Consider the following 21,107-nt stretch of genomic DNA (forward strand, 5'->3'; position numbering starts at 1 on the left):
GTGGTCGGGACACCGCCTCAGCTGGAGCGCGGCACCGGCGTCCCCGCGCACGTGCAGATCGAGCGGTGGCTGCTCGAGTCGATCTCCAGCGGCGAGCTGGCGCCGGGCGACCGGCTGCCCGGCGAGCGCGAGCTGGCCGGGCGGCTCGGCGTGAGCCGGATGACGCTCAGGCAGGCGCTGGCCACGCTCGAACGCGACGGCGTGCTCATCAGGACGCCCGGCAGGACGGGCGGCGCGTTCGTGGCCGAGCCGCGCATCGAGTGCGACCTGACCGGGCTGACGGGGTTCACCGAGCAGATGCGGCGGGCGCACCTCCGGGCCGAGGCGCGCATCCTGGTGGCGGCGACGGTGCCCGCGCCCGCCGCGGTGGCCACGGCGCTGCGGGTCGCTCCCGGCTCGCCGGTGCACGAGGTGGCCAGGGTGCGCTCGGCGCGGTCGGCCAGGAGGCGGTCGCCGGTGGCGCTCGAACGCTCCTACTTCCCCGACCTGCCCGGCCTGCTCGACGAGGACCTGACCGGCTCCCTCTACGCGCTGCTCGCCGGCCGCTACGACCTGGCGCCGCGCACGGCCGTCGAGCGGCTCGACCCGGTGATCGCCCGTCCGGCCGAGGCCGCGGAGCTGGGCACGACGCCGGGCGCGCCGCTCATGCTGATCGAGCGCACGGCGTACGCGGAGGGCGGCATGCCCGTGGAGTTCGCCCGCGACCTGTTCCGCCCCGACCGGGTGCGGATCTCGGTGCGCAGCGGCGTCACGGAACCAGCGGGGTCCTGACCACGGTGCCTGGCACCCAGGCGCCCTCGACCTCGATCTCCACCCCGGCCCCCGGCTCGACCGGCAGGTACGCGTACGCGATCGACTGCCCGGCGGTGTAGCCGTACCCGCCGGAGGTGACGCGGGCCAGCACCTGACCGTCCACCCGGACCGGCTCGTTGCCGAGCGCGACCGCCCCCGGGTCGCTCAGCGTCACACAGTGCAGCCGCCTCCCTGGGGCGGGGTCGAGGGCGTCCCTGCCGAGGAAGTCCTTGTCCGGCTTGACGCAGAACCCCAGCCCTGCCTCGTACGGCGTGGTCTCCGGCCCGATGTCGGCGCCCCACACCCGGTAGCCCTTCTCGAGCCGGAGGCTGTCGATGGCGCGGTAGCCGCAGGCCGCCATCCCGTGCGGTTCGCCCGCCTCCCACAGCGCCTGCCACAGGGCGAGCCCGTACTCGCTGGAGCAGTAGAGCTCCCAGCCGTGCTCCCCCACGAACGTCACCCGCAGCGCCAGCACCGGCACGTCGCCCACGGTGAGCTCCCGTGACGACATGAACGGGAAGTCGAGCGGGTCGGGGGTGAGGCCGGACAGGATGTCGCGGGCGCGCGGCCCCCACAGGGCGAGGCAGGCGTACTGCCCGGTGACGTCGGCGATCCTGGCGGCCGAGCCCGTGAGCGCGGCCTGCTTGCGCAGCCAGCCGAGGTCGTGGGTGCCGCACGCGGTGCCGGTGACGATGAGGAACTCCTCCTCGCCGCGCCGGGTGACGGTGAAGTCGCACTCGATGCCGCCGCGCCGGTTGAGCGCCTGGGTATAGGTGACGGCGCCGACCTCGCGGGCGACCCGGTTGTCGCACACCCACTCCAGCAGGGTGGCCGCGCCGGGACCGGTGACCTCGATCTTGGCGAACGAGCTCTCGTCGAACAGCCCCGCGGCCGTGCGCGTGGCCCGGTGCTCGGCCCCGGTCGCCGGCGACCACTCGCGGCCCGCCCAGCCCGCGGGGCGCTCGCCGCCGTCCCCGCCGGCTTCGTTGGCCGCGTAGTGGTTGACCCGCTCCCAGCCCGCCTTCTCGCCGAAGACGGCCCCGTGGCGCTGGTGCCACGCGTACGCGGGCGAGACCCGCAGCGGCCGTCCGGCCGACCGCTCGTGGCCGGGGTAGCGGATGTCGTAGTACGTCTCGTAGTTCTCGACCGCGCGCTTGATCGTGTACGACGGCGAGCGGTAGTGGCGGCCGAAACGGCGGATGTCCATGTGCCGGACGTCCATGGCGGGCTCGCCCTCGACGATCCACTCCGCCATCACCTTGCCGATGCCGCCGGCGCCGGCGATGCCGTGGGCGCAGAACCCGGCCGCGACGAAGAACCCGCCCACCTCCGTCTCCCCCAGGCAGAACTCGTTGTCCGGGGTGAAGGCCTCGGGCCCGTTGATCAGCTTGCGGATGCCGACGTCGGCCATCGCCGGCACGCGGATCCTGGAGTTGTCGGAGATCTCCTCGAATCTCGCCCAGTCCTCGGGCAGGAGGCGGCCGTTGAAGTCGGGCGGCACCGCGTCGAAGGTGTCGTGACCGGCCGTCCAGGGCGCACACGTGCGCTCGTAGCCGCCCATGACCAGGCCCTGCACCTCCTGCCGGTAGTAGACGAGCAGGTCGGGGTCGCGCAGCGTGGGCAGGTCCTGGTGGTCGTGAAAGGCGTCGGTCACCACGTACTGGTGGGACATCGGCACGATCGGGACGCGCACGGCGGCCATGCGCCCGATCTCGGCGGCGAACATGCCGCCGCAGTTGACCACGATCTCGCAGTCGATGTCGCCCTGGTCGGTGCGCACGCCGGTGACCCGGCCCCGTGCGGTGGTGATGCCGAGGGCGCGTGTCTTGGTGCGCAGCCTCGCCCCGCCCTCGCGGGCGCGCGCGGCCAGCGCGTAACAGAGCTGGGAGGGGTCAACCTGCCCGTCCGTGGGCAGGTACGCGGCACCCACGACTCCTTCAGGGTCCATGAGGGGGAACAGCTCGACGGCCTCCGCCACCGAGATCTCCCGCAGCGGCAGCCCGAACGTGCGCGCCCAGCCGATCTGGCGGCGGATCTCCGCCATGCGCTCGGGCGTGGAGGCCAGCTTGATGCCGCCGCACTCCGTCCAGCCGGCGTCGAGGGTGCGGTAGAGCTCGACGGAGTACTGGTTCATCCGGGTCAGCGTCGGGTCGGCGCGCAGCTGGCCGACCAGGCCCGCGGAGTGGAAGGTGGAGCCGCTGGTGAGCTCGTCCCGATCCAGCAGGACGACGTCGCGTTCGCCTAGTTGGGTGAGGTGGTAGGCGACGGACGTGCCGCCCACCCCACCACCGATGATCACGATGCGGGCCGAGTCGCTCATGGTCGCGAGGCTAACCGCCGTACCATAAAAGGTCTAGACCGTTTAGGCCGGTGGAGCTAGCATCGACCATGGCCGTTGCCCAGGTCCTCGATCGCATCCCCCTGCTGTCCGGCGTGCCACGAGCCGTGGAGGAGCTGCCAGGGGGGTTGACCAATCGCAACTATAAGGTGACCACGCCCGGCGGCACGTATGTCGTGCGCGTGTCGGCCAGCGACGGCGCGCTGCTGGCCATCGACAGGGACGCCGAGCACGCCAACTCGCTGGCCGCGGCGCGCGCCGGGGTCGGCGCGCCGGTGCACGCGTACCTGCCCGGCCAGGGGGTGCTGGTCGTGGGCTACCTCGAGGCGCGCACGTTCACCGAGGCGGATCTGCACGATCCGGCCAACCTGCCGAGGGTGGCGGAGGTGTGCCGGCGGCTGCACGCCGGGCCGCGGTTCGTGAGCGACTTCGACATGTTCGACGTGCAGCGGCGCTATCTGGAGATCGTTCAGGAACGCGGCTTCCGGCTTCCGGCCAGATACCTCGAGTTCATGCCCATCGTTGCCGAGATCCGGAAATGTCTGGCTATACGGGATGAAGGCACGGTTCCGTGTAACAACGACCTCCTGCCCGGCAACATCCTCGACGACGGCCGGCGCCTCTGGCTGATCGACTACGAGTACGCCGGCAACAACGACCCCTGTTTCGAGCTCGGCAACGTCTGGAGCGAGTCCGACCTGCCGTCCGGCCACCTGGAGGCGCTCGTCACCGCGTACTACGGCCGCCCGCTCCGCCACAAGATCGCCCGCGCCCGCCTGCTCGGCCTCATGTCCAAGTACGGGTGGACGCTCTGGGCCTCCATCCAGGACAGCGCGAACGCGAGCATCGACTTCGACTTCTGGTCCTGGGGGATGGAGAAGTACGAGCGGGCGGTGGCCGAGTTCACCGGTCCCGCCCTGGCGGGCCTCATGGACGACGCGGCCCGGGCAGACTAGGGGCATGCTCGCCGCTCTGACCGGTCTGGGCCTGTCCACGGCCGCCGGGCTCAACGCCTACATCCCGCTCCTCGTCGTGGGCGTGCTCGCCAACGTCACCGACGCCGTGAAGCTCCCCGACGGCTACGCCTGGCTGTCCAACTGGGGCGTGCTCGCCGTGATCGCGGTGCTGCTGATCGCGGAGACGGTCCTCGACAAGGTCCCCGCCGTCGACAGCGTCAACGACGCCATCCAGACCGTGGTCCGCCCGGCGTCGGGCGGCGTGGTGTTCTCCGCCACCAGCGCCGCCGCCGAACTCGACCGGTCGACATGGATGGCCGAGCACCCGTGGGCCGGATGGCTGCTGGGCATCGTGATGGCGCTGGCCGTCCACGTGGTCAAGACCACCGCCCGGCCGGTGATCAACGTCGGCACGGCCGGGACCGGCGCGCCGGTCGTGAGCACGGCGGAGGACGCGGGCGCGCTCGGCATGAGCCTCGTCGCGATCTTCCTGCCCGTCCTCGTGATCGTCGCGCTGCTGCTGCTCGCCGTCCTGAGCTGGTGGCTGATCAGGAAAGTACGCCGCCGCCGCGCCCGCGGACGGGCGGCCGGAGGAGCGCCCCCGGCCCGAAGCCGCCCCCCGGTGTGAGGCCGCCCCCGGCCTGAGCACGCCACCCGACCTGGCCCCGGGCCGCTCACCGGGCCACCCACCGGGCCACCCACCGGGCCGCTCACCGGGCCGCTCACCGGGCCGGCCACCGGGCCGGCCACCGGCCGGTCATGTGCGCAGGCGGGCCACCCACCCCTCCACCAGGCGGACGAACTCGGCGGCCCGTTCCTCGTGCAGCCGGTGGCTCGAACCCTCCCAGCACACCACCTTCGAGGCCGGATCGCTCAGCAGCCCGGCCTCCCAGCGCGCCCGGCCCGGATCCGACCAGATCGACAACACCGGGCACCGCCTGCGCGCCAGGTAGTCGTCGGAGGCCGGCCGCACCCCGATCGCGCCCGGACCGGTGAACATCGCCTCGAACGCCTCCGCCAGCACGTGCGGCGGCATGGCGTGCAACCGGCGCTTGTGCCAGCGCCTGATGACGGCGGGGGTGGCGGCGTTCGTGCACCACTCGTCGATCTGCTCGGCGACCGCGTGCGCGTGCTCGCCACGCAGGCCCGCGATCATCTGAGGGAAGCCGGCGGCGACGTCCTCCGTCATGCCGTAGCCGGGGTCGACGGCGACGATCCCGCGTACCCGCCCGGGATGTTCGACGGCGAGGATGGACACCACCTGGGCCCCCATCGAGTGCCCGGCCACGGTCGCCTGCGGGATGCCGAGGTGGTCGCCGAGCAGGGCATGCAGGTCCCCGGCCATCGCGCGGGGGGTGTTGCCGGTTTCAGGAACCGACGAGTAACCGTGGCCGCGCAGATCGACGGCGATCACGCGGTGCCGGGCGGCCAGCGCGTCGATGTGCCACGACCACTGGTGCGAGTCGGCGCCCCACCCGTGTACGAGCAGCAGCGGCGGCCCGTCACCGTCATCGGTGTAGAAGAGCCTGACATCCTCCCCGACGTCGGCGTACGGCATCGGCCTACCGCTTCCCTTCCGGCTGTTCCTCGTCCGGCCCGGTCCCGTCTCGCGGGTCCTCGTCCTGCCGGTTCCCCTCCATGCGGCTTCTGTCAGGGCGGAGCAGCAGCGCGGCCTCCCCCGCCGTCAGCCCTCCGTCGACGGCCAGCTCGGCCCCCGTCACGTACGAGGCCGCGTCGGACAGCAGGAAGGCGATCGTCTCCGCGACCTCCTCCGGCTCCCCCCAGCGCCCGGCCGGGGCCAGCGGGAAGGTGCCGTCGCCGGACACCGCGCCGAGCGGCTCGGTCATCGTTGTGACGATCATCCCGGGATGCACGGAGTTGACCCGGATGCGGTGCCGCCCGAACTCCAACGCCGCGATCTTGGTCAGCCCGCGCACCCCCCATTTCGAGGCGCCGTAGCCGCCCGTGCCGGGCAGGGCGCTGAGGCCGGCGACCGACGACAGGTTCACGATCGCACCGCCGCCCGACTCCCGCATGGGCCCCACCACCGCCTTGAGACCAAGGAAGACGCCGAGCAGGTTGACCCGCAGCACGTTCTCGAACTCCTCGGCCGACTGCTGCTCGATCATCAGCATGGTGGCGATGCCGGCGTTGTTCACAAGCCCGTCGAGCCGCCCGTGCTCGTCGACCGTCCGGGCGACCACCGCCGCCCACTGATCCTGGTCCCGCACATCGTGGGCGACGAACCGGGCGTCTAATTCCTTGGCCGTCGCCGTACCCTCCTCGACCAGCACATCCGTGAGGACCACCCGCGCCCCCGCCGCGGCACACCGCCGCGCTGTCGCCGCCCCCATCCCCCTCGCACCACCAGTGACGATCACAACCTTGTCCTCAAGCACCGCCCTGTTCCCTTCTGCCGCACAACGCCTCTGGTCGCGTCGCCGGCAGGCGTGACCCGCCGCCCGGCGACCGATGCCGATGGTGAACTGAAACACAGGCCAAACTGATCGATCAAGAGCCGCTCCGGCCAGGCACCCCAGACCCGCCCGGCCGGACTATCCTTCACATCAACAACCCCGACAGGAGGTGGCGGAGATCAGCGAAATCCTTCTCATCGCCCTGGTGATCCTGGCGTTCCTCCTGTTGCTGGGCGGCGTCGGCATCTACGTGCTGGTCAAGCTGGGCAAGAAGGCCGCCGTCAAGGCCAGGGAGGCCACGACCCGGATCACCACGCACGTCAACGCGATGGGCACGGGCCAGGCCGCCGAGACCGAGCGCCTCCGGCTCGACCTGCGCCGCGAGATGACCCTCACCCGCCAGGCCGTCGATCAGGCCCAGCGCCAGGGGTGGGGCCTGGGCGACCTGCCGAGGATCATGGCCGACCTGACGAAGCACGTCGACACGCACGACGAGCAGCTGGCGATGTTCGCCCAGCAGCAGCGCGTGTCCCCCTACGTCGACCACGTCACCCTCGACCGGCTCAGGCAGCACCAGGCCACGCTGACGGCCACGTGCGCCCGCATCCGCACCGGCCTGCTCAATGACCAGGTCCACCACACCGCGTCCGGCATCGCCGATCTGACCTCCCGCACCGACCTGGAGATCGAGGCCCGGCGCCGCGACCCCGACCCGCTGGACGAGATCGACGACCTCTACCGCCGCACGATGGAGGAGCGCAGGAACGAGCCCTGACCATCGCTCGTTGTGACACACTAGATGCGTCGCGTGAGATTCGCTGAGGAGGCATTCCGATGACCACGGCCCTCCCGGAGTGGTTCTACCCCGGCCCTCCCGGTGGCTGGACCGCCGACATGCTCGATCACCTTCCCCCCGGCGCGCCTCGGCACGTCGAGCTGATCGATGGGTCACTCATCATGATGTCGCCGCAGACTGGCTTTCATATGCTCGCGCTCCGGTTGTTCGAGCGATCACTCCGTCCGCCGAAAGAGCTCATGGCTGTTCGCGAGATGACGGTGACGCTGGGAGTGCGTCAGCGTCCTGAGCCTGACGTCCTCTTGGTCAAGAGGTCGTCCTTCAGCACCAAAGGCACTTCATTCAAGCCCGAGGACGTCCATCTCGTCATCGAAGTCGTCTCTGATGAGTCCAGGGAGAGAGATCGAGCCACCAAGCCGATCAAATATTCGAACGCGGGCATCAAGCACTTCTGGCGAGTCGAACAGGAAAACGGCCAGCCCGTGGTCTATACATTCGAGCTCGAGCCGGCGGTCAAGGCATATGTCCCTACCGGCATTCACCGCAAGCGGCTGCAGATCGACATTGGGTTCGAGGTAGACATTGATCTCGACTTGGGCGCGGTCACGGATTGACCGCTGAGGTCACCTGCAGCCCCAGTCACCGAAGATGACCGCGGCCAGCTCCGCCTCGGAAGCGCCCCTGCCCGCCATGGCCTTGGTGGCCTGAGCCTGCTCGACGGTGGGCAGCCGGCCGTCCAGGAGCACGGGCAGCGACAGGCGCCGCAGCAGCACCTCCGACGCCGAGATCCCGTACGGGCGGCGCGTCACGGCCACGTTGACCCGCAGCGCGTGCTCGTTGCCCGGCGGCACGCCCGGGCGGTCGATCTCGATGGCCGCGTAGCGGAAACCGTTGGCCAGGTCGCAGGGGGCGCATCCGGCCGGGCCCCTGCTGAGCCGGCCGCCGCACTCCGGGCAGGTCAGGCGGTCGTACGCGGCGTCCACCACGCGCCACGCATGCCGGTCCGGTTCGTCCACGACCATCTCGGCGATGAGCCGCTCGCCGGGCGGCTCCGGAGTGCCGAACTCGCGCTCCAGAAAGGCCCGCCAGCCCTCCTCCACGATCTCGTCGACCAGCCTCGCGCACCGGGCACAACCATGGGCGCCGGCCGGCTCCCACTGCGCGCACTCACCGCACCGTCGCATGCCCGCAAGGTACACGTCCGTCCGGCCGTACCGCACCGCGATATCGGGCCCCGCCCACACATGCCGGCGGCATCCGCCCGCATCGCGACAGGCCGTTTTTTCGGTTGCGGCGCTCGGGGTGGACCGGAATACTCGGGCGGAGTCGATCGCTGCGACGCGAAGGGAGGGTGAGACCGTGATGACGATTGTTCGCGTGCCGTTTTCCGCGTCCTCACACCTTCCCACCGGGCGTTCGCTGACCTGACCGCGACGAGCCGGTGGGCCTCACTTCTGGAGCAATCCCACCGTGCCCAAGCACTCGCAACACCGCCGCCGCGGCAAGTACGCCCTCGACGCCGACGACATCGCCTGGCTGGAGAGCACCTCTTCGAGCATCTCACCGGGCACCTCCTCCGGGCTCGATGACGGCCCTCCCGAAGGTGATCGCTGGTCCACCTGGGACCAGAGCACGCCGACCGAGAAGGGCCCCAGGCCCTACCCTGACTGGCTGGTCACCGACCTGGCCGCCGTCGACACCGAGCACGGCGTGCTCAAGACCGGCAAGGAAGCCGACGTCCACCTGATCTCGCGTGGCGTGCCCGGCACCGACCGCGAGTGCCTGCTGGCCGCCAAGCGCTATCGATCCGCCGACCACCGTCTCTTCCACCGCGACGCCGGCTATCTGGAGGGACGCAGCACCCGCGAGAGCCGGATGAACCGGGCCATGGCCAACCGCACCGCCTTCGGCAAGCAGGTGATCGCCGCCCAGTGGGCGGTGGCGGAGTTCGCGGCCCTGTGCCGGTTGTGGCAGCTCGGGGTGCCGGTGCCGTATCCGGTGCAGATCGTCGGGACGGAGATCCTGGAGGAGTTCGTCGGCACGCGGGACGGCTTCGCGGCGCCGCGGCTGGCCCAGGTGACCGACGACCTGGGCGACCTGTGGGAGCAGCTGGTCGCGGCCATGGTCACCCTGGCCAGGGAGGGGCTGGCCCACGGGGACCTGTCGCCGTACAACCTCCTGGTGCACGAGGGCAGGCTGGTCATCATCGACCTTCCGCAGATCGTGGACGTGATCGCGCATCCGGCGGGCCCGTCGTTCCTCGACCGCGACGCGCGCAACGTCGCCACCTGGTTCGCCGCCAAGGGCGTCACGGCCGCCGACCCCGGCACCCTCGCCGCCCTTCTGCGGGAGGAAGCCCGGATGTGACCGCCCCCGTCGTCGCGGCCGGGGCCTGCCCCGGCCGCGACGACCCTCATCCCGCTGGTCCCCCTGGTCACCGAGCGTCGGGAGCGAGCGGGCCGGGCCGTCGACGCGTGGCGCCACCGCCAGACGATCGGTTATTCGACGCCTGCCTCGCGCATGTCGCGCAGCTCGCGCTTGAGCTCCTTGATCTCGTCGCGCAGCCGGGCGGCCACCTCGAACTGCAGGTCGGCCGCGGACTGGTGCATCTGCTCGGTCAACGAGTCGATCAGGGACTCCATCTGCGCCCTGGGCATGTCGCCGGCGATGGCCTTGGCGTGCTGACCGGCCTGCCGGGCGGCGAAGCCCGGCACCGGCGCCTTGCCGCGCGACTGCTGGCGCCCCCCGCCGAGCAACCGGTCGGTGTCGGCGTCCTCGCGCTGCAGCGAGTCGAGGATGTCGGCGATCTTCTTCCGCAAGGGCTGCGGGTCGATGCCGTTGGCTTCGTTGTAGGCGATCTGCTTGGCCCGGCGCCGGTTGGTCTCGTCGATCGCCCTCTCCATCGACGGAGTGATCTTGTCGGCGTACATGTGGACCTGGCCGGAGACGTTACGGGCGGCACGGCCGATGGTCTGGATCAGGGACGTCTCCGAGCGGAGGAAACCCTCCTTGTCGGCGTCGAGGATCGACACCAGCGAGACCTCGGGCAGGTCGAGGCCTTCGCGCAGGAGGTTGATGCCGACGAGCACGTCGAACTCGCCGGTGCGCAGCTCGCGCAGCAACTCGATGCGGCGCAGCGTGTCGACCTCGCTGTGGAGATAGCGGACCCGGATGCCGAGCTCCAGGAGGTAGTCGGTCAGGTCTTCCGACATCTTCTTGGTCAGCGTGGTGACCAGGACGCGCTCGTCGCGCTCGGCGCGCTCGCGGATCTCGTGGACCAGGTCGTCGATCTGGCCCTTGGTCGGCTTGACCACGATCTCGGGGTCGACCAGGCCGGTCGGGCGGATGACCTGCTCGACGACCTCGCCCTTGACCCGGCCCAGCTCGTAGGGCCCCGGAGTGGCCGACAGGTAGACCGTCTGCCCGATGCGCTCCAGGAACTCCTCCCACTTGAGCGGCCGGTTGTCGAGCGCCGACGGCAGCCGGAACCCGTGCTCGACCAGCGTGCGCTTGCGCGAGGCGTCGCCTTCGTACATGGCGCCGATCTGCGGCACGGTCTGGTGGGACTCGTCGAGCACCAGGACGAAGTCTTCGGGGAAGTAGTCGAGCAGCGTGTTGGGGGCGCTGCCGGCCTCGCGGCCGTCCATGTGGCGCGAGTAGTTCTCGATGCCGGAGCAGGTGCCGATCTGGCGCATCATCTCGATGTCGTACGTCGTGCGCATGCGCAGCCGCTGCGCCTCCAGCAGCTTGCCCTGGCGCTCCAGCTCCGACAGGCGTTCGGCCAGCTCAGCCTCGATGCCCGCCACGGCGGCGGCCATGCGCTGCTCGCCCGCGACGTAGTGGGAGGCGGGGAAGATGTAGAGCTCTTCGTCTTCGGTGATGACCTCGCCGGTCAGCGGGTGCATGGTCGAGAGCTTCTCGATCTCGTCGCCGAACATCTCGATGCGCACGGCCAGCTCTTCGTATTTCGGGATGATCTCGATCGTGTCGCCGCGCACCCGGAACGTGCCCCGCGTGAAGGCGAGGTCGTTGCGGGTGTACTGCATGTCGACCAGGCGGCGCAGCAGCTGGTCGCGGTCGACGTCCATGCCGACGCGGAGCCTGGCCATGCGGTCGACGTATTCCTGCGGCGTGCCCAGGCCGTAGATGCACGACACGGAGGCGACCACGATGGTGTCGCGCCGGGTGAGCAGCGAGTTGGTCGCCGAGTGGCGCAGGCGCTCGACCTCGTCGTTGATCGAGGAGTCTTTCTCGATGTAGGTGTCGCTCTGCGGGACGTAAGCCTCAGGCTGGTAATAGTCGTAGTAGGAGACGAAATATTCGACCGCGTTGTTCGGCAACATCTCGCGGAGCTCGTTCGCGAACTGCGCGGCCAGGGTCTTGTTGGGCTGCATCACCAGCGCGGGCCGCTGCAGCCGCTCGATCAGCCAGGCGATCGTGGCCGTCTTGCCCGTGCCGGTGGCGCCCAGCAGGACGCTGTCCTTCTCCCCGGCCTTGACGCGGCGCTCCAGCTCGGCGATGGCCGTGGGCTGGTCGCCGGAGGGAGTCATCTCGGTGACGACCTCGAAGGGCGCCACCTTCCGCTGCAAATCTGTGACCGGTCGCATGGTGCCCACTGTAGGCGGCCGGACTGACAGAAAACGTCAAGCGGACCGCTCGCCGATCCTGGGGAAGGGGCTGGTGGAGAAGACCACTTCGACGGGCACCTCGAAATAGCCGGCGATGCGCAGCGCCAGGTGGAGGCTGGGGCTGTACTCGCCGCGTTCGAGATAGCCGACGGTCTGGTAGTGGACTCCGAGGGCCTCGGCGAGCTGCCTGCGGGTCACGTTCCGCTCCGCGCGCAGCAGCGCGATGCGGTTGTAGACGGTCTCGCTCATGGAACTCCTTGCGCGCATCCCCGACGTAGCACGTCCACTACATACGCAGCACACCTGCTACCAACAGCAATACATATGTGACGCCGCATTGCAAGCGAACAGTAAGTCATTCCCGATACGGTCGGAATCGCCTGTAGCGGAAAAGGAAGGTCCAATGTCACGTCCCAGAGAGGCACTACGCCAAGCAGGTCAGGGCATCGCCCAAGCGATGGCGCAAGGGGGTGACGTACGCCAGGCGATGGGTCAGGCCGCGGAGCAGTTCGCCGGCCAGATGGGGCCCCAAGGCGGTGGGGGCCAGGCCCCGGGCTTCGTGCTGAACCCGCACGACTTCGCGGCGGCCCGCGACGGCGGGGCCTCCATCGGCACCCTCATCGAGGCCAGGACGGCGTCGCTGAACGAGGCCGGCGAGATCGTCAACCGCAGCTTCGCCGACAACGGCATGCACGTCATCTCGCCCGTGGTGATCCCCAAGGGCAGCACCGCGAAAGTGCTCGTGCCCCTTGTCATCCTCGTGGTGCTCGGCCTGATCGGCGCCCTCGGCAACGTCATCCCCAACACCGACCTGATCTTCGGCCCGCACTACTGGTTCGTGCTGGTCCTGGCCGCCGTGTTCCTGTGGTGGCGGCGGAGCGTGGTGATGGTGCCCGAGGGATGCAAGGCGCTGATCACCAAGTTCGGCAAGCTGGTGCACATCGCGGACCCCGGGCGGGTGACGCTGTTCAACCCGTGGAAGCGGGTCAGCTACATCGTCAACACCACGCGCGAATACCCGTTCAACGCGCCGATCAGCGAAGCGCCGACCCAGCAGGGCGTCAAGGCGAGCGTGGACCTGTTCCTGCAGTTCAGGATCGAGAACCCGGCCGAGTTCATCTTCGTGCTCGGCTCGGTCAGCGGCTTCCAGTCGAAGCTCCAGAACGCCATCAGCGAGGTCACCCGCTCCCTCATCTACGCCCAGCGGGCCGAGGAGATCTACGACCTGGTGGGCGAGAGCACGCTCGGCATGCTGGAGAGCCTCAACCAGCAGTTCCTGCCCGCCGTGCGGCTCACCGACGTGAACATCACGCACGCCGAGCCCTCCAGCCAGGAATACCGCATGGACCTGGCGGCCCCCGAGATGGTGCGCGTCGCCAAGGAGGCCTACACCTACGAGTACGAGCTGAACCTGCGCAAGGAGCAGAACGAGGGCGACCTGATCAAGGAGCTGGCCGGGCTGCAGGAGACGCTGAGCGCCATCCAGGCCGAGATCGCCGGCTACCAGGCCCGCATGGACACCGCGCTCGAACGCGCCACCCACCAGGCCACGGCGCAGGCCAGGCAGCGGCTGGTCGAGGCCGAGTCCACGGCCAACGCCAACGCCGCGCTCCTGGAGGCCCAGGCCCTGGACATCAGGGCGCTGTCGGCCGCGGAGGCGCCCGAGATCCTCGACTACCGCTTCCAGCAGGACCTGCTGACCAGGCTGGAGTCCGTCTCGGCCCGGCTGCCGCAGGTGGTGCAGGTGGGCGAGCAGACCGACATCGACTTCCTGGCCCTGGCGCAGCAGCTGGTGGGCGGGAAGGGCGCGGTGCTGTTCTCCCCCGAAGACATGGCCGCCATCCGCTCCAGGCTCGACGAGATCGGCGCTCGCGTGGCGGGCCGGGAGGACGAGATCGTCGCCCTGCTCAAGAAGGCCGCCGCCGACGTGGGCGAGGCCGTGGAGACCCCGGAGCCGGACCCGGAGCTCGATCGGACCGTCGAACGCCTCCTGCCGGGCGGCCGGGCCCAGGGAAGTGAGCTCCTGTGAGCAGAGAGCAGAACCGACGCGTGTTTGAGGAGCTGAGCGACCGATGAGCAGGGAGCGAACCCGACGCAGTGAGCGGAGTGGAGGGCCGAGGAACGAGGCACTCCGCGGAGCGAATGAGGAGCTGGTGAGCGACCGATGAGCAGGGAGCGAACCCGACGCAGTGAGCGGAGTGGAGGGCCGAGGAACGAGGCACTCCGCGGAGCGAATGAGGAGCTGGTGAGCGACCGATGAGCAGGGAATTCTCGAAGATCAAGGAGTCGCTGGCCTCCTGGAGCGAGATCCGCCAGCTGCTGCGCGGAGGCGAGCAGGGCCAGCTCGTCCCCGTCGTGATCCCCAAGGACCGCCGCGGCTTCGCCTGGATGGCGCTGGTGTTCCTGGCGCTCTACTGCGCCGGCATGGCCGCGCTGACCGACCTCACCATCATCGCCGCGCTGGCGGCGCTGATCTTCCTGGCCCTGGCGCTGGTCACGATGTGGCGCAAGGCGATCATCGAGATCGAGGAGGGCACCACCGGCGTGCGCAGCCGTTGGGGCGCCATCACCAGCACGCTGCCCCCTGGCCGCCACTACCTCTGGCTGCCGTGGGACCGGGTGGACGCGGTCGTCGACACCTCGACCGAGATCCCGTACTCGGCGCCGATCGTGGCCTGCCCCACGGCCGAGAACGTGCCGCTGAAGTCGATCGAGTTCTTCCTGAAGTTCCGCATCGTGGACCCGGTCGCGTTCGTCCGCACGATCGGCGCGGGCAACTTCGACCTGGTGCTCTCCAGCGCGGTGCAGGACGCGATCAGGCAGCGCAGCCGCAGGGTCCACACCGAGCGCGCGTACGACCTGCGCGGCTCCGACGTCGGCGACATGCAGGACGCGCTCAACCGCCAGCTCGGCAGGTACGGCGTGCGCATCACGGGCGCCAACATCCCCGACGTCCAGCTGCCCGACCAGTACCAGCAGCACCTGTCCACCCGGGAGAAGGTGGCCAAGGAGATGTCGGCCTACGAGCGCGAGTGGGAGCTGACCCGCAAGCGCCGCATCGACACCCTGCTGATGGAGATCGAGCGCTCCAAGAAGACCCGTGACGCCCGCGTGGTCGAGGTCAAGGCCGCCCACAACACCGCGCGCAAGGACGTGGCGCGCATGCTGGAGGAGCAGGAGACCGAGGCGCAGCGGGTTACGTGGGAGATCGAGGCGCGCGGCAGGGCCGAGCTGACCGCCGCCGAGAACGAGGCCAAGGCGCTGCGCCGGCTGGCCGAGTCGTACCGGGACAACCGGGCCGTGCTGCAGTACGAGCTGGCCCGCAAGCGCCTCGACGTGGGCGCCAAACTGGCGGAGAACGCGCCCCAGCCGCTGGTCGTACGCACCCAGCAGGGGCAGTCGGACTCCGCGCTCTCCACCCTCCTCCTGGCCCAGCTGCTTCCCCGCATCTCGGGCACGGGCCCCGGCCAGAACGGCCACACACCTTCCGCATAGGAGAACCCCCATGGTGTTCCGCAAGTTGATGGCCGCGTTCGGCGCGGGCGTCGAGGTTGACACGGTGCTGACCAACACGGGAGTGCGCCCTGGCGAGCTGCTGCGCGGGGTCGTCCACTTCCGCGGCGGCAAGGCGGACTACAAGGTCGAGGGCATCCACATCGACCTGACGGCCGTCGTGGAGGTCGAGTCGGGCGACAGCGAGTACAAGTCGACCTACAGCTTCCTGCGCCAGCAGGTCTCGGGGCCGTTCCAGCTCGCCGCGGGCGCGCAGCACCAGCATCCGTTCGAGGTGGCGATCCCGTGGGAGACGCCGATCAGCGCGATCGCGGGGCAGCCGCTGCGCGGGATGAGGCTGGGCGTGCAGACGGAGCTGGCGCTGGCGGGCGCGCTCGACAAGGGCGACCTCGACCCGCTGTTCGTCAGCCCGCTGCCCGTCCAGGAGCACGTGATCGCCGCGCTCGACCGGTTGGGCTTCCGGTTCAAGAAGGCCGACCTGGAGCGCGGCACGCTCTACGGCTCGACGATGCCGTTCTTCCAGGAGATCGAGTACTACGCCGGCGGTAAGTGGCGGCGCCACTTCAACGAGCTGGAGCTGACGTTCATCGCCGGGCCCGGGAAGATGGACGTCATCCTGGAGGCCGACAAGCGGGGCGGCTTCCTGACCTCCAGCCATGACGCCTACAACCGGTTCACCATCCGCTACGACGATCCGCCGGGCGCGGCGGAGCAGGCCCTGGAGCGCGGGCTGGAGAAGATGGCCCGCCACCGCGGGTGGTTCTAGACCCGTGTCACGGCCAGCAGGTGACCGCTGGCCCCCAGGAGCGACGGCTCGCACTCGACCTTGCGGGCGGCGTCGAGCAGCAGCTCGCGCCGCCCGTCGTCGTCCAGCCAGGCGTTCACGTCCCCGTAGAGCCAGAACACGCCCTCCAGGCCGTAGCGGCGCGGCTCGGGCAGCCCGGCGTCGGTGAACTCGCCGGGGATCTCCTCAGGGGTGTGCAGGTAACCCCGGAATCCCGTGTCCACGGTCGAGACGATCGTCCCGGTCTCGACGGAGCGGTAGTCGGCGGCCCGCGCGGCCTGCTGCGTGAAGGTCCCGTGGTAGACGCTGTCGTGCAGGGCCGCGTACCTGCTGATGAAGGCTGCGGCGATCGTGCCGCCGGGCCGTGCGGCCCGCCGCGCCTCGGCCAGCGCCCGGACGCGGTCGGCCCGCTCGGGCAGGTGGTAGAGCGGCCCCAGCAGCAGCACCGCGTCGGCCTGCCCGCCGGGGACCGGCAGGTCGCGGGCGTCGCCGAGCCGCGCGCTCACCCCCGGCAGCGCCGCCGCCTCCTCGACGTGCAGGGGCACCGGGTCGATCACCTCCACGGCGTACCCGTCGGCCGCCAGCCACTCGGCGTGCACGCCGGCGCCGCCACCCACGTCGAGCACCCGGGCGGGCGGCGGGGGCAACGTGCGGCGCAGCACGTCACGGGTGCGGTGGAACTCCAGCCTGCCGCGCCCCTGGCGCAGCCTGGTCAGCTCTCCACCGCGCTCGTAGTAGGCGCGGACTTCCGGATCCATGATCATGCCGTTGGATCCTACGTCGGGTCGCGATCCGGGTTCGACGTGTTATCCGGCCGGCCCTTGCTCTCGCACGGGTGTCTGAGGAAAATTCCGCACCTGTTGTGTGCCGTATGCCGATGAGTTCCGCCGCCGTTCGCGGTCTATTCAGAGGGTGCCGGCGAACGGCACGTATGAGAGGAGCCCGACATGTTCACCACGACCGAGCTGGCCCAGGTGCTCTTCGCGACCGCTCTGCAGCCGTCGGACCGGCTGACGCCCGTCCAGATCCGCGAGGCCGTGAACGAGCGGCTGTGCGCGTGCGGCGGCGACCCGGCCTGGTGCGCGGCGTACGTGGCGCAGGAGGCCGGCGACCACCCCGAGACGTACGTGAGGCGGATGCGCTGGGCGCTGGGCGCGGTCGCCGGCGCCGACACGCTGGCCGCCGCCTGACACGCCGGGCGCTCGGCGGGCGCTCGGCGGGCGAGCGGCATCCGGCGGCGCCCGGCGGCGCCGTCACGCGTCCGAGGTGCCCGACATGGGACGGCCCAGCAGGTCTCCGGCCACGGCCGCCACGTGCGGGGCGAGGTCGTCGAGGCCGGCCTCGGCCAGCGCCGGGGTGGCCACGACCGAACGCAGGATGCCGATGCCGACCAGCCAGGCGCTGAGCAGCTCCGCCCGCAGCTCGGCGTCGTCGCCCTCGGCGAGGTCCTCAAGGGCCCTGACGTAGGTGGTGCAGACCTCCTCGCGGATGCGCTGCCTGGTCTCCTCGTGGGCCGAGGAGCGCAGCATGGCGAGCAGCGGGTGCTCGCCGCCGTAGCGGGTCCAGTCGGCGAAGACCACGGAACGCACCATGCGGGCGACCAGCTCCTCCTCGGGGCCGTCGAGCAGGTCGGCGGGAATGTCGGCGGGAATGTCGGCGGTGACCTCGTCGAAGAGCCGCTTCTTGTTGCCGAAGTAGCGGAAGATCAGGCCGGCGTCGACGCCGGCGTCTCCGGCGATGTCGCGCACGCTCGTGGCGTCGTAGCCCTCGCGGGCGAAGCGCAGCCTCGCGGCCTCCAGCAGGCGCGCCCTGGTGGCCTCCCGGTCTCTCTTCCGCACGTGGCACTCCCCTCACAGTCATCGATCGTTGACATTGTACGACCATGGTGTGCTACGTTCCCCATTAGTCAGCGTTCGATGACTTGGAGGATGGAATATGCGGACATATGTCGTGTCGGGCGGCACAACCGGTATGGGGAGAGGGTTGGCCCGCCACTTCCTGCGGCGCGGCGACCAGGTGACGATCATCGGCAGCGATCCCGCGAAAGGCCGGCGCTTCCTCGACGAGGCGGCCCGCGCCGGGGCCGGCGACCGGGCCGCGTTCGTCCAGGCCGACCTGACCTCGGTCGCGGAGAACGTACGCGTGGTCAAGGAGATCACGGCGCGGCACGACGCGCTGGACGGGCTCGTCCTCACCGCGATGCGGCACTTCCCCGGCCGGGTGGTGACGCCCGACGGTTTCGAGGCCACCTTCGCCCTCTACTACGTCAGCCGGATGCTGCTCAGCTACGGCCTGACCGGCCTGCTGGACAAGGGCGCGAACCCGATGATCGTCAACGTGTGCGGCGTCGGCGCCACCAAGGGCCGCATCCACTGGGACGACCTGTCTCTGGAGAAGGGATTCAACCGCATCAAGGCCGTGCTCCAGGCAGGCCGCGCCACCGACCTCCTCGGCGTCGCCTACGCCGCCGACCATCCGGACGGGCGTACGCGTTTCCTCCTGCACCACCCGGGCTTCACCGACAGCGGCACCGACAGCCTCCGCGGGCCGGCCAAGGCCGTCATCAAGGTGCTGGCCAGGTTCTTCGCCCAGCCCGTCGAGAAGAGCATCGAGCCGATCATCGAACTCATGGACGACCCGCCGGGCGGCGGCCTGCTCGCCTACGACCGGCGCGCCCCGGTCGACCCGTCGCTGCCGACCCTCGACCCGGGTGACGCGCGCCGCCTGCACGAGCAGACCGCCCACCTGCTGCGGCCGTGAGGCTCAGTACACCTCGATCCGGTCCATGCTGATCACGGTGCTGCCCGAGGCGGGGTTCTTCTCCCCCGTGACGCGGACCCGCAGGGTGTGCGTGCCACGCGGCAGGACCGGGCTCAGGTAGTTGAGCTGCTCACCGACCCGGATGCCGCTGTAGTAGTCGACGCGCTGCTCGGGGCCCCCGTCGATGGAGATCGCGGCGATGCCGTTGCCGCGGTCGCGCACGCTCAGCAGGGCCACCCTGGTACCGCTGAAGGTGACGGTGGCGGTCGCGCCGGCCTCGCCGCTCCAGTGGTCGTTGCTCCAGAAACACTGGTTGCCGCAGCCGGAGCCCGACTGCCACGTGCCGGCGTACGACACCTGCGGGTCGAAGTCGTTGATCACCGAGGTGGCCGCGCCCGGGTCGCCGGACGGAAGATCCTGGGTGGCGCCGGCGGCCAGCGGGCGGCCGAAACCGGGCGTGCCGTCGGCGTTCCAGGTGAACTTCTGCACGCGGGTGGTGCGGAAGTCGTAGGTGTAGGTGCTGCTGTTCTTGCCGTGGTAGGCGATCCAGTCCTCGGTGCCGTCGGGCGAGCGGAAGAACGAGTGGTGACCCGGGCCCCACACGCCGGTGGAGTCGTTGCGCGAGAACACCGGCCCGGGATGCTGCCTCCAGTTGGCCGCCACCATCGGGTCGGCGCCGTCCGCGATGCTCTTCATCCACAGCTGGTAGTCCGGCTTGCCGGTGTCGCAGGTGGAGTAGGTCAGGAACGTCCTGCCGTTGCGGTAGAGCGGGGTCGGCCCCTCCCGCACCTCCGTGCAACCCCCGTCGGCGGGGATGGCCACCCGGCCGCCGGTCACCGTCCACGGGTTGCTCATGCGGGCGATGTAGAGCTGCGCCGGGCCGCCCATGCCGCGGCCCGGGCCGGCCCAGACGAAGTACTGCCGGCCGTTGTGGGTGATCGGCTCGCCGTCGATGGCGTACTCGCCGAAGTCGGCGATCTTGGCCTTGAAGGTGTACGGGCCCATCGGGTCGTCCCCCGCGGACTCCAGGACGTACATGCGGTGGTTGGCGTCGACGCCGTCGGAGGCGGTGTAGTAGACGTACCAGCGGGATCCGACGTGGCGGAAGGCGGGCGCCCACATCTGGGTGTTGCGGCTCGGGTCACTGTCGCGCCACACCACCTGCTCGGGCGCCGACAGCAAAGTGGCCAGGCTGGGCGACCTCCAGATGCCGATCCGGTCGCCGCGCGTGGTGGCCACGTAGTAGTTGCCGTCGTGGTACATCAGGCTGGGATCGGCGCTCGGGTTGACCGGGTTGCGGAACGTCTGCGTCGCGGCGCTCCCTGCGGCGGCGCCGGGGAAAACCCCCATGAACGCGATGAGGACTGCGGCTAAGACGGCGGACAAGCGCGGCATCGGGATCCTTCCACGAAACCTGTCGGGTGATCTTTCCGATGGTCATGGATCGGGGTCAGCCCGTCAACGCCCGGGGCGCGGCTCCCGCGGGCCTGGCCCGCCCGCGCTCAGTCGCGGCCGGCGCGTCTCGCCAGCTCGTCCCAGACCTCGGCCACGCGGGTCTCCAGCTCCTCCAGGGAACCCTCGTTCGGCACCACGATGTCGGCCGCCGCCAGCCGCTCCTCCCGGCTCGCCTGGGCGGCGATGCGGGCCCTGGCGTCGGCCTCCGGCATGCGCCGGTGCTCGGCGAGCCGCCTGACGCGCACCTCATCGGCCGCGTCGACGACGATGACGACGTCGTACATCGAGGCCAGGTCGTTCTCCACCAGCAGCGGCACGTCGTAGACCACGATCGCGTCGTCGGGCGCCTGGCCGCGCAGCTCCTCCACCCGCTCCCCCACCAGCGGATGGACGATCGCGTTGAGCTCGGCCAGCCGCTCGGCGTCGTTGAACACGATGGACCCGAGCCGCTCCCTGTCGAGCGAGCCGTCCGGGTGGAGCACCCCCTCGCCGAAGGCGGCGACCACCTTGGCCAGGCCGGGCGTGCCCGGCTCGACCACCTCGCGCGCGATCTTGTCGGCGTCGATCACCATCGCGCCCCTGGCCGCGAGCCGCCTGGACACCTCGCTCTTGCCGGAACCGATCCCGCCGGTGAGCCCTGTCGTCAGCACGCACCCGAGCCTATCGGC

21 protein-coding genes are annotated in these 21,107 nt (G+C 70.5%); 11 read left to right on the top strand and 10 right to left on the bottom strand.

The window, feature by feature from the left end; translation table 11 throughout:
* Positions 1-771 carry a GntR family transcriptional regulator gene (locus ACTWPV_RS11025; protein WP_443151664.1) on the top strand — a complete coding sequence of 257 codons (771 nt, stop codon included), beginning with the start codon at positions 1-3 and terminating at the stop codon, positions 769-771.
* Here ACTWPV_RS11025 and ACTWPV_RS11030 read toward each other — a convergent pair.
* Positions 749-3,112 (bottom strand): GcvT family protein, encoded by a 2,364-nt coding sequence (locus ACTWPV_RS11030; RefSeq protein ID WP_443151665.1) that lies wholly within the window; start codon positions 3,110-3,112, stop codon positions 749-751. The two genes, ACTWPV_RS11025 and ACTWPV_RS11030, sit on opposite strands and share 23 nt — an antisense overlap.
* A 68-nt stretch (positions 3,113-3,180) precedes the next feature.
* On the opposite strand from ACTWPV_RS11030, the gene ACTWPV_RS11035 reads away from it, so the two are divergent.
* Positions 3,181-4,086: a phosphotransferase gene (locus ACTWPV_RS11035; protein ID WP_443151666.1), complete on the top strand. Its 906-nt coding sequence runs from the start codon at positions 3,181-3,183 to the stop codon at positions 4,084-4,086.
* Positions 4,087-4,090: 4 nt separating this feature from the next.
* Entirely contained in the window at positions 4,091-4,714 is a 624-nt protein-coding gene (locus ACTWPV_RS11040) for a DUF4126 domain-containing protein (RefSeq protein WP_443151667.1), read from the top strand.
* A 129-nt stretch (positions 4,715-4,843) separates the two neighbouring features.
* Here ACTWPV_RS11040 and ACTWPV_RS11045 read toward each other — a convergent pair whose 3' ends face one another.
* Positions 4,844-5,644 carry an alpha/beta fold hydrolase gene (locus ACTWPV_RS11045; protein WP_443151668.1) on the bottom strand — a complete coding sequence of 267 codons (801 nt, stop codon included), beginning with the start codon at positions 5,642-5,644 and terminating at the stop codon, positions 4,844-4,846.
* Between the two features lie 4 nt (positions 5,645-5,648).
* Positions 5,649-6,485: a glucose 1-dehydrogenase gene (locus tag ACTWPV_RS11050; RefSeq protein WP_443151669.1), complete on the bottom strand. Its 837-nt coding sequence runs from the start codon at positions 6,483-6,485 to the stop codon at positions 5,649-5,651.
* 187 nt (positions 6,486-6,672) lie between these two features.
* On the opposite strand from ACTWPV_RS11050, the gene ACTWPV_RS11055 reads away from it, so the two are divergent.
* Together ACTWPV_RS11055 and ACTWPV_RS11060 are read left to right on the top strand one after the other, a co-directional pair.
* A complete protein-coding gene (locus tag ACTWPV_RS11055) occupies positions 6,673-7,278 on the top strand; it encodes a hypothetical protein (protein ID WP_347642849.1) in 606 nt (201 codons plus the stop codon).
* Between the two features lie 59 nt (positions 7,279-7,337).
* Positions 7,338-7,913 carry a Uma2 family endonuclease gene (locus tag ACTWPV_RS11060; protein WP_443151670.1) on the top strand — a complete coding sequence of 192 codons (576 nt, stop codon included), beginning with the start codon at positions 7,338-7,340 and terminating at the stop codon, positions 7,911-7,913.
* A gap of 9 nt (positions 7,914-7,922) precedes the next feature.
* Here the strand turns inward: ACTWPV_RS11060 and ACTWPV_RS11065 are convergent, their stop codons facing one another.
* Positions 7,923-8,483, bottom strand: coding sequence for a hypothetical protein (locus ACTWPV_RS11065; RefSeq protein WP_443151671.1), 561 nt, complete (start codon positions 8,481-8,483; stop codon positions 7,923-7,925).
* A gap of 286 nt (positions 8,484-8,769) precedes the next feature.
* Here ACTWPV_RS11065 and ACTWPV_RS11070 point away from each other — a divergent pair, with 286 nt between their 5' ends.
* Positions 8,770-9,666, top strand: coding sequence for a serine protein kinase RIO (locus ACTWPV_RS11070; protein ID WP_347642846.1), 897 nt, complete (start codon positions 8,770-8,772; stop codon positions 9,664-9,666).
* A 131-nt stretch (positions 9,667-9,797) separates the two neighbouring features.
* On the opposite strand, the gene uvrB is transcribed toward ACTWPV_RS11070, so the two are convergent.
* Positions 9,798-11,906 (bottom strand): excinuclease ABC subunit UvrB, encoded by a 2,109-nt coding sequence (gene uvrB / locus ACTWPV_RS11075; RefSeq protein WP_443151672.1) that lies wholly within the window; start codon positions 11,904-11,906, stop codon positions 9,798-9,800.
* A 36-nt stretch (positions 11,907-11,942) separates the two neighbouring features.
* Positions 11,943-12,176: a helix-turn-helix transcriptional regulator gene (locus tag ACTWPV_RS11080; protein ID WP_443151673.1), complete on the bottom strand. Its 234-nt coding sequence runs from the start codon at positions 12,174-12,176 to the stop codon at positions 11,943-11,945.
* A 154-nt stretch (positions 12,177-12,330) separates the two neighbouring features.
* Between ACTWPV_RS11080 and ACTWPV_RS11085 the strand changes: the two genes are divergently transcribed.
* From ACTWPV_RS11085 to ACTWPV_RS11095, 3 genes are all read left to right on the top strand, one after another.
* Positions 12,331-13,956 carry an SPFH domain-containing protein gene (locus ACTWPV_RS11085; protein WP_443151674.1) on the top strand — a complete coding sequence of 542 codons (1,626 nt, stop codon included), beginning with the start codon at positions 12,331-12,333 and terminating at the stop codon, positions 13,954-13,956.
* 227 nt (positions 13,957-14,183) lie between these two features.
* Positions 14,184-15,422, top strand: a complete 1,239-nt coding sequence (locus ACTWPV_RS11090; protein ID WP_443151675.1) for an SPFH domain-containing protein — start codon at positions 14,184-14,186, stop codon at positions 15,420-15,422.
* Positions 15,423-15,432: 10 nt separating this feature from the next.
* Complete coding sequence (locus tag ACTWPV_RS11095; protein ID WP_443151676.1) at positions 15,433-16,206, top strand: sporulation protein; 774 nt, start codon at positions 15,433-15,435, stop codon at positions 16,204-16,206.
* Here the strand turns inward: ACTWPV_RS11095 and ACTWPV_RS11100 are convergent.
* Positions 16,203-16,988, bottom strand: coding sequence for a class I SAM-dependent methyltransferase (locus ACTWPV_RS11100; RefSeq protein ID WP_443151677.1), 786 nt, complete (start codon positions 16,986-16,988; stop codon positions 16,203-16,205). The genes ACTWPV_RS11095 and ACTWPV_RS11100 overlap by 4 nt on opposite strands.
* Before the next feature lie 183 nt (positions 16,989-17,171).
* On the opposite strand from ACTWPV_RS11100, the gene ACTWPV_RS11105 reads away from it, so the two are divergent.
* Positions 17,172-17,414, top strand: a complete 243-nt coding sequence (locus ACTWPV_RS11105; RefSeq protein ID WP_443151678.1) for a hypothetical protein — start codon at positions 17,172-17,174, stop codon at positions 17,412-17,414.
* Between the two features lie 63 nt (positions 17,415-17,477).
* Here the strand turns inward: ACTWPV_RS11105 and ACTWPV_RS11110 are convergent, their stop codons facing one another.
* Positions 17,478-18,062, bottom strand: a complete 585-nt coding sequence (locus ACTWPV_RS11110; RefSeq protein ID WP_443151679.1) for a TetR/AcrR family transcriptional regulator — start codon at positions 18,060-18,062, stop codon at positions 17,478-17,480.
* A 97-nt stretch (positions 18,063-18,159) separates the two neighbouring features.
* On the opposite strand from ACTWPV_RS11110, the gene ACTWPV_RS11115 reads away from it, so the two are divergent.
* Complete coding sequence (locus ACTWPV_RS11115) at positions 18,160-18,984, top strand: SDR family NAD(P)-dependent oxidoreductase (RefSeq protein WP_347642837.1); 825 nt, start codon at positions 18,160-18,162, stop codon at positions 18,982-18,984.
* Positions 18,985-18,987: 3 nt separating this feature from the next.
* Here ACTWPV_RS11115 and ACTWPV_RS11120 read toward each other — a convergent pair whose 3' ends face one another.
* On the bottom strand, positions 18,988-20,379 hold the full coding sequence (locus ACTWPV_RS11120) for a glycoside hydrolase family 43 protein (protein WP_443151680.1): 1,392 nt from the start codon (positions 20,377-20,379) through the stop codon (positions 18,988-18,990).
* Between the two features lie 107 nt (positions 20,380-20,486).
* Positions 20,487-21,089, bottom strand: a complete 603-nt coding sequence (coaE, locus tag ACTWPV_RS11125; RefSeq protein ID WP_443151681.1) for a dephospho-CoA kinase — start codon at positions 21,087-21,089, stop codon at positions 20,487-20,489.
* Between the last annotated feature and the right edge of the window lie 18 nt (positions 21,090-21,107).

The sequence above is a fragment of the Nonomuraea sp. KM88 genome (genome assembly GCF_052245635.1).
Lineage (GTDB): Bacteria > Actinomycetota > Actinomycetes > Streptosporangiales > Streptosporangiaceae > Nonomuraea.